Source organism: Gilliamella sp. Pas-s25, from assembly GCF_009795885.1.
GTDB lineage: Bacteria > Pseudomonadota > Gammaproteobacteria > Enterobacterales > Orbaceae > Gilliamella.
The window spans coordinates 123,492-131,801 of record NZ_WTEV01000006.1; the positions used below are offsets into that span (position 1 = coordinate 123,492).

At 36.8% G+C, this 8,310-nt stretch carries 8 protein-coding genes; 3 read left to right on the plus strand and 5 right to left on the minus strand.

Annotated elements, in window-relative coordinates; all coding sequences use genetic code 11:
* Positions 1-98: 98 nt before the first annotated feature.
* Entirely contained in the window at positions 99-941 is an 843-nt protein-coding gene (nfo, locus tag GQ593_RS04670) for a deoxyribonuclease IV (RefSeq protein ID WP_160430974.1), read from the minus strand.
* A 31-nt stretch (positions 942-972) separates the two neighbouring features.
* Positions 973-1,977 (minus strand): nucleoid-associated protein YejK, encoded by a 1,005-nt coding sequence (gene yejK / locus GQ593_RS04675; protein WP_085247806.1) that lies wholly within the window; start codon positions 1,975-1,977, stop codon positions 973-975.
* A 594-nt stretch (positions 1,978-2,571) separates the two neighbouring features.
* Here yejK and GQ593_RS04680 point away from each other — a divergent pair.
* Positions 2,572-3,951 carry an MATE family efflux transporter gene (locus GQ593_RS04680; protein ID WP_160430976.1) on the plus strand — a complete coding sequence of 460 codons (1,380 nt, stop codon included), beginning with the start codon at positions 2,572-2,574 and terminating at the stop codon, positions 3,949-3,951.
* A gap of 72 nt (positions 3,952-4,023) precedes the next feature.
* Here GQ593_RS04680 and GQ593_RS04685 read toward each other — a convergent pair whose 3' ends face one another.
* The 3 genes from GQ593_RS04685 to GQ593_RS04695 form a co-directional block, all read right to left on the minus strand.
* On the minus strand, positions 4,024-4,707 hold the full coding sequence (locus GQ593_RS04685; protein ID WP_160403728.1) for a tetratricopeptide repeat protein: 684 nt from the start codon (positions 4,705-4,707) through the stop codon (positions 4,024-4,026).
* Between the two features lie 145 nt (positions 4,708-4,852).
* A complete protein-coding gene (locus GQ593_RS04690; RefSeq protein ID WP_160430978.1) occupies positions 4,853-5,746 on the minus strand; it encodes a DMT family transporter in 894 nt (297 codons plus the stop codon).
* Positions 5,747-5,757: 11 nt separating this feature from the next.
* The gene (locus GQ593_RS04695; RefSeq protein WP_160430980.1) at positions 5,758-6,624 is read right to left on the minus strand and encodes a YicC/YloC family endoribonuclease; all 867 of its coding nucleotides are present in this window, start codon (positions 6,622-6,624) and stop codon (positions 5,758-5,760) included.
* Positions 6,625-6,783: 159 nt separating this feature from the next.
* On the opposite strand from GQ593_RS04695, the gene rph reads away from it, so the two are divergent.
* Both rph and pyrE read left to right on the plus strand, forming a co-directional pair.
* Entirely contained in the window at positions 6,784-7,500 is a 717-nt protein-coding gene (rph, locus tag GQ593_RS04700) for a ribonuclease PH (protein WP_160430982.1), read from the plus strand.
* Between the two features lie 13 nt (positions 7,501-7,513).
* Positions 7,514-8,161 (plus strand): orotate phosphoribosyltransferase, encoded by a 648-nt coding sequence (gene pyrE / locus GQ593_RS04705; protein ID WP_160430984.1) that lies wholly within the window; start codon positions 7,514-7,516, stop codon positions 8,159-8,161.
* The last annotated feature ends 149 nt before the right edge of the window (positions 8,162-8,310 follow it).

Sequence of the window (8,310 nt, forward strand, 5' to 3'; positions counted from 1 at the left end):
CTAAAAGTGTTGCAATATATTATTTTTAGCTCTAGGTTAGCTTTTTGTTTATTATTGTAAAATAAGCTTTCTTCTACATCCTTGTAAAGCTTTAATAGCTATTGACACTGCTCCTTTAACCAGCTTATTTCTTGCGCCCAGATATCGGGATCAATGGTTTCTAAAATAAAGGGAATTTCATCAATTCTTGGATCTTGCATAATATATTTAAAAGCTGCTTCGCCAATGTTGCCTTTGCCTAGGCTATGATGACGATCGACATGGCTGGCAAATTCGCTTTTGGCATCGTTTAAATGCATGCCTCGCAAGTATTGAAAACCTACAATTTTTTCAAATTCGGCAAAGGTTTCTTGGCAGGCTTTTTCAGTACGCAAGTCATAGCCAGCAGCAAAAGCATGGCAAGTGTCAATACAAACGCCAACTCGGCTTTTGTCTTCAACTTGGTCAATGATCTGGGCAAGATGTTCAAATTTATAGCCTAAGTTAGAGCCTTGCCCCGCAGTATTTTCAATAACGGCAACCACATTTTGTGTTTTATCAAGTGTGATATTAATCGATTCGGCAATACGTGCTAAACATTCATCAACCGAAATCTGTTTTAAGTCACTACCAGGGTGAAAGTTAAGTAATGTCAGTCCTAGCTGTTCGCACCGTTGCATTTCATCTAAAAAGGCGGTACGTGATTTGTCGAGCTGTTCTCGATCTGGGTGACCTAAATTAATTAAATAACTATCGTGTGGTAAGATCTGTTTGCTAGTAAAGCCATATCTTTCGCAACGTTTTTTGAAGCTGTCAATGATTGTGGGCTCAAGCGGTTTGGCGTGCCATTGTCGTTGATTTTTGGTAAATAGCGCAAATGCGGTTGCGCCAATTTGATAAGCGTTAATTGGGGCATTGTCTACCCCACCTGCTGCACTTACATGTGCACCAATGTATTTCATGTTGTGTCCTAATAACGTTGTTGGTTGATAATTAGTTGGAACCGCTATTGCGTTGTAGCTGATCACGTAAATTAGGTGGTACGCCTTTAATCACTAGGGAGTCAGTTTGCGGATCCCACTTAATGCGTTCACCTAATAAATTCGAATCGAAGCTTAACGTTAATCCCCCACCACTACCTGAGAATTTTTTAAGCTGACGCAGTGCACTGCGATCAACCGGAAACGTTTCTTCTAAATCATATTCACTGTTTTTAATAAATTCAATAAAGTTATTGTCAACACTGGCAGGTAGTTCGTTGGCTAGATTTTTCAGTTCAATTTCTTCGCCTGCTTGTAATTGGGCTTGGCAGTAGTTGTAAACGTTTTCGCGCGCACTGGTTTTGTCTTGCTTGTCAAATTGCATTTCTTGGCAGTAATCATCAACCGCTTTAACCAGTGTTTTGTTTTGCGCTTTCGCATCTAATCCTTCGCTAGCACCTAAATAGTCCATAAAAAAGTCAGATACCTTGCGTCCTACTCGTCCTTTTAAGAAAGTTAAATAACGTTTTGAGTCGGCTTGGGTTTCCCATTCGGTAATGTCGATACGGGCAATAATATCGGCATGGGCAATGTCTAAATATTGTGTTTCACTGATATCTAAATCTTCATTAACTAACATACTTAAACAACTATTTAATACGGCAATAATCAAGTACTCAACCGCCAAATAACGGTACTGACAAAATACAACCGTTCCCCCTTCAGCAAAAGGGTATTTAGCCAATTCGTTGCGCAGTTGTTTGGTCGATTCTTGGCTAAAATGTAAAAAGTCTTGATTGCCAAGGCGCAGTTCTTTTAGTGATTGTTCAAATAAGCTATCGCTATTAAATAGTCCATAGGCTTTGCTTTTGTTGTTGTAGATGCGGTTGATATCTTCGATTAGATTAACAACGGCTTGCTCGTTGCCTAACATTGATTCGCGAAGTTGTAATTCAATTTCGGTGTCACTTTTTCTAATTAATTTATGCAGTATGATCTTTTCTATTTGTACGCTCATTGGTGAGGTTCCTATTGGATCGCAATAATCATTAAGGGGGTTATTCTATCAAAGCACCAAAAAAGTGCTATTAACAATTTGCCAGTCTGCTAAACTAACGCAGTAAAATTGCCTTAAATTTATACTGAAACGTATAGCTACCTGAAACTTTTTGACAAGCTCTGCATACAGTACCGATAGAAAATTTGGATTGTCGCTATAAACTATAATCATAAAAATTTAAAAATAAATAAAAGTAGCAAACCCGTTTATTATTTTAGCTATATTTTCAACAGACAAAGACAAGTATATTATAGCAAGTTTAAATAATGACTATCTTTTATACTGAAACGTATAGTTACCTGAAACTTTTTGACAAGATTTAATATCTCGCAGTGACAATAGACAGATTTGGGTAACCGCTATAAGTAACCATTATTTAAAATTAAGAAATAAGTAAAAATCGCAAACTGCGTTTATTATTTTGATAATATACCAAACAGCAGACATGAGCATATCATGGCTAATTTGAATAGTGATTATGCTCTTTTTATACTAAAACGTATAGTTACCTGAAACTTCTTTACAATATTTAACAGCGGAAAAATAAAAGCAATGGCTCACTCTCTTGATGTTTATAATGATTTTAAAAATAAAAAAATCAGTTCACTATTTTGGCAATATGCACTGCCTGCGGTAATTGGCACAATTGTAAATACGCTGTATAACATTATTGACGGTATTTTTATTGGCCATTGGATTGGTCGCGAAGCATTAAGCGGTGCAGGCATTATTTTGCCAGTTATGAACCTAACTGCAGGCATTGGGATGCTGGTAGGTATCGGCTCGGCGAGCCGGATTTCGATTTTTTTAGGTCGTGGCGAGAACGACAAAGCCGAAAAAGTCGCTGGCACATCGTTTATGTTAACTACCGTTTTAAGTGGCTTAACTTTGGCGTTATTGCTCTATTTTGTCGATCCCGTTTTACATTTTGTCGGATCGAGCGCGACTAATCATGTATATGCTCGAGAATTTTTAGAAGTTTATTTACCAGGTAGTATTTTTATTACGTTAACGTTTAATTATAACAATATGATGCGCGCCAGTGGTTATCCATTTAAAGCAATGGTTACCATGTTTATTAGTGTAATTGCCAATATTATTTTAGCACCGATTTTTATTATTAGTTTAGGCTGGGGCATGCGTGGAGCAGCTTTTGCAACCACGTTATCCATGTTTATTAGCTTCTTATTTGTTATGCAACACTTTATCAGCAAAAACAGTAATATTAAGCTATATCGACGCAATTTCACCCTTAACTTGACCTATATTAAATCGATTATATCAATCGGTATGTCGCCATTTGCCATGCAGGTTGCAGCCTCTATAGTGGTGGTTTTTATCAACTGGCAATTAGTACATTATGCGCCACTGTCTAACGTGTCAAGTGATGATGCTATTGCGGGCTACTCTAATGCCAACCGATTGATCACATTAGTGATTATGATTGTTATTGGGATTAATCAAGGTATGCAACCCATTATTGGTTATAATTACGGAGCAAAAAACTATTTGCGTGTCAAAACTACCTTTTTTTATGCCGTCAAAGTAGCGACCGTAATTACCAGTATTGGCTTTATTCTTGGATTTTTTATTCCGGATATTTTAGTTCGTGCATTTAGTGCTGACGAGGATTTAATCTCAATATCAGCCATTGCACTACGCTATACCACACTTTCTTTTGCTTTTATTGGTTTCCAAATGGTGACCACAAGCTTTTTCCAATGCATTGGTATGGCAAAAGTATCGATTTTACTTAGCCTTTCTAGACAGATCCTTATTTTATTGCCAACACTCTATATTTTGCCATTATTCTTTGGGCTTGATGGCGTTTGGGCAGCAGCACCAACGGCAGATTTGTTATCAACTTTTACAGCTTGCTTGATACTTTATTGGTATTTTAAATCACTCAAGAAAAGACATTGTTGTAATTAATACTGCCGTTTAAGTTAATCAGGGCTTAATGCCCTTTTTAATTTGGCCCAATTTTATTTACTGCAGTTGTTTTTATTTTTGTTCACAAAATTCATGCTTAATTCCATTTTCACAAGCTTTTTGAAACAATTCTTTCGCTTTTTTGGTATCTTTTTTAACACCATAGCCATTAGAATATATCACGCCAAGATTCCATTGTGCGTAAGGCTCATTTTGCTCAGCGGCTTTTTCAAACCAAATTCTAGCTAAACTATAATCTTGATCTACCGTATTACCATCAAAATACATATCGCCTAAAGCATATTGAGCGTCAACATTACCATTTTCGGCCCCTTTTTGATACCACTCTCGAGCTTTTGTTAGATCTTCTTCAACGCCTTGACCTTTTTCGTACAGAACCCCTAAATTATATTGAGCTTCGGCATTTTTATCTGCCACTTTTTGATACCATTCAAAAGCTTTGCTGTAATTTTGCTCTACTTCTTCGCCTTTATAATACAAGCTACCGATATTTAAAGCGGCCTCTACAATGCCTTGTGCCGCAGCTTTTTCGTACCATTCTATTGCTTTTTGTGCATCTTTTGGAACAGAAATACCATAAAGATATCTAATACCGAGATAGAATTGAGCTTCTGGGTTATTTTCTTCTGACGCTTTTTTATACAATTCGTCAAAACTAATATCTCGAAAATCTTGAGCATAAGATGGGCTTGAGAAACATATGAACAATAAAAATAATGCAACTAATTTTTTCACGTTATATTCCTTATTAGCAAAACTTAATGAAGTTAAAATATATATTCTAAATTTTTATAAACTAAAATTACTGAACTATTTTTAGTAAAATCAAAATAAAACCTATTAATTCCACTCAGTATCTCGTATTGTAGTCTTATTATGTCTAAGGCGATGAGTTTGTAATACTCGATAAAGTCACAAAAATAAGACACATAAAAATCAATACAACCCCAAGCCACCCAACTAATGACATTTTTTCACCAATAATTAACATCGCTAATATGGCCGCAATAACCGGCTCTAACAAGCTAATAGTAATAGCTGAGCTGGCTGATATTTTAGATAAACCATAGCCATAACATAAATACCCAAGAAACATGGGAATTAATGCCATATAAACACAAACTGAAATATTCGTTAATGAATCAAACAAACCAGAACCAGTGAGCACCATGACCGGTATTAATAATATGCCACCACATCCAAAGGTTGCCCCCATGGCAGAAGTGGTTGATATTGTCTTTAACATTAATTGACGCGCTGACCATGAATATAAAGCATAGGTAAATCCAGCTATTAAACCAAGTAAAATGCCAAAAATAATATGATTATTTTCAATAGTTGTTGAATGATTTTCTGCAAAAGACAATAGTATCATTCCCAAAATGCCAAACATTGCGCCAATCAACCATCGCTTAGTTAAGTGAAAGTCACCTTTCACATATTCAATTATAGCCGAAAGAATCGGCGCCGAACCAATAGAGACAACCGTACCAATTGTCACACCCGATAATCGCATTGAAGAATAAAAAGCTAAGGGATAAATCATTACGGCAACGGCTCCAACAATAAGAAAATAGATATGTTGGGTTAACAAGTCACGCTCTTTGATAATTTGTGGGATAGCTAACACACACTGCAAAATTCCACCAATCCCCATTGCAACTGCACCAATAAACAAAGAAGAAAGTGAAGGGGCAAACGTGGCTACAGTGCCAGTTGTCCCCCACAAAATAGAAGCTAATACAATAGCTAAACTACCAAGATATCTACTCATTAATCAAGCCATTATTCAATATTTTGTACTTGCTCTCTAATTTGTTCAATAAGGACTTTAAGTTCGATTGCACTCGCTGTTACATCCGAATTAATTGATTTAGAGGCGATAGTATTCGATTCTCGATTAAACTCTTGCATCATAAAATCCAACCTGCGACCTATTGCTTCGTTTTTCTTTAAGATTGAGTAAGTTTCTTTAACATGCGTCATCAGGCGATCAAGCTCCTCGGCAACATCAATTCGCTGTGCAACCATTACTATCTCTTGTTCTAGGCGGGAATGATCAAGCTCAATATTAGCTTCAGCCAATTTGCTATTTAAGCGTTCTTTTTGCCATTCCAGTATTTGAGGCATCCAGTTGCGAATCTTATCGACTTCGACGGTAATCGCTTCTAAACGTTTAACAATTAAATCGCTAAGTGCTTTACCCTCACGCTCACGAACGGCTATAAACTCATCGATAGCGAAGTCAAGCAGGGTTAGGATTTCTTGTGATATGCTGTCAAGATTTTGTTCTTTAGCTGATAATACGCCCGGCCAACGCAGTACATCAATAGGGTTGATTTGACCTGATTGATGCGTTGTTTGAATCCAGTTAGCAGCATTTAGAATTTGCTTGGCAAGCTCTTTATTTAACGACAGTTCTTGATTCTGCGCAGCTGGATCTAACTCGAAGCGTAAATTACATTCAATTTTACCGCGAGTTAAACGTTTACGCAGTCGTTCACGTATCATTGGTTCAAGTGAGCGAAACTGCTCTGGTAGGCGAATATAGGTTTCTAAATAGCGTTGGTTAACTGAACGAAGTTCCCACGAGGCAGTTCCCCACGGTTGATTTAACTCTTTTCGTGAATAGGCAGTCATGCTGGAAATCATAATAGCATCCTAAATTTGTAAAAAACTTACTGGGCATTGTATCACATATTCTGTATAATACGCTCTTAGCTTAGGCTAAACATCAACCTTATCTTGTTGATGTCCTCCTAAATAATTATTTCAAAAAGATATTTTTAATTGTAACAGCTGGAGAATTGCATGCGCCCGTCTGGTCGATCTGCGGAACAAGTCCGCCCTATAAAAATAACCCGTCATTATACTAAGCATGCAGAAGGTTCTGTATTAGTTGAATTTGGTGAAACTAAAGTACTGTGTAATGCCACAGTTGATGAAAGTGTACCACGTTTTTTAAAAGGTCAAAATCAAGGTTGGGTAACAGCTGAATATGGCATGCTACCGCGTGCAACTAATTCACGTACCCAGCGCGAAGCGGCTAAAGGCAAACAAACTGGCCGCACCATGGAAATTCAACGCCTGATTGCCCGTTCATTACGTGCCATGATCGACCTTAAATTATTAGGCGAATACACTATCACGTTAGATTGCGATGTCATTCAAGCCGATGGTGGTACTCGAACGGCATCAATTACCGGTGCTTGTGTGGCACTTAATGATGCAATAAACAAAATGGTTGCAGAGGGTAAAATAAAGAAAAATCCAATTAAATCATTGGTCGCTGCTGTTTCTGTCGGTATTGTTGAAGGCGAAGCGCTTTGTGATTTGGAATATATAGAGGATTCAAACGCACAAACCGATATGAATGTTGTTATGACTGATGATGGACGAATCATCGAAATACAAGGTACTGCCGAAGGCGAACCATTTAGTCATGACGAATTATTAAAACTGTTAGAATTAGCAAAAAATGGCATCGCAACAATTATTGATGCGCAAAAACAGTCCTTAAAAGATTAATTGGAGAAAATCGATGAAATCATATAAAAGTGAATTTATTGAATTTGCTTTAAATAGACAAGCATTAAAATTTGGTGAATTTACCTTAAAATCGGGACGCAAAAGCCCCTATTTTTTTAATGCGGGATTGTTTAATACCGGTAAAGATCTGGCTTTATTAGGTCGTTTTTATGCTGCAGCACTCATGGATGCCAACTTAGAATACGATGTTATTTTTGGTCCAGCTTATAAAGGTATTCCTATTGTTTCATCAACCGTTGTTGCACTTTCTGAACATCATAATATCGATGTGCCTTATTGCTTTAACCGCAAAGAAGCCAAAGACCATGGTGAAGGGGGTAACTTAGTAGGTAGTTCGATCTATCAGCAACGCGTTATGCTGGTTGATGATGTTATTACCGCCGGTACCGCAATTCGTGAATCGATGAAAATATTAGAAGATAATCAATCAAAACTCGCTGGTGTACTCATCTGCCTAGACCGTCAAGAAAAAGGTCGTGGTGAACTATCTGCAATTCAAGAAATTAAACAAATCTATCATTGTGATGTTATTTCAATTATCACGCTTGATGATTTGATCCAATACCTTTACCAAGATCCATCACGCAAAGATCAAGTAGTACAAGTTGAGGCTTATCGGGCTGAATATGGGATAAAATAAGCTATTAGTATTTGAATATACAATGGCTAATATATAATTATTAAAAAACCTCGAATAATATCGAGGTTTCAGATTGATGACAAACCTCGATATAATTCGGGGTTTATTTTTTTATTTAAACCATAAATAAGATTTTTAATTTGGATTTT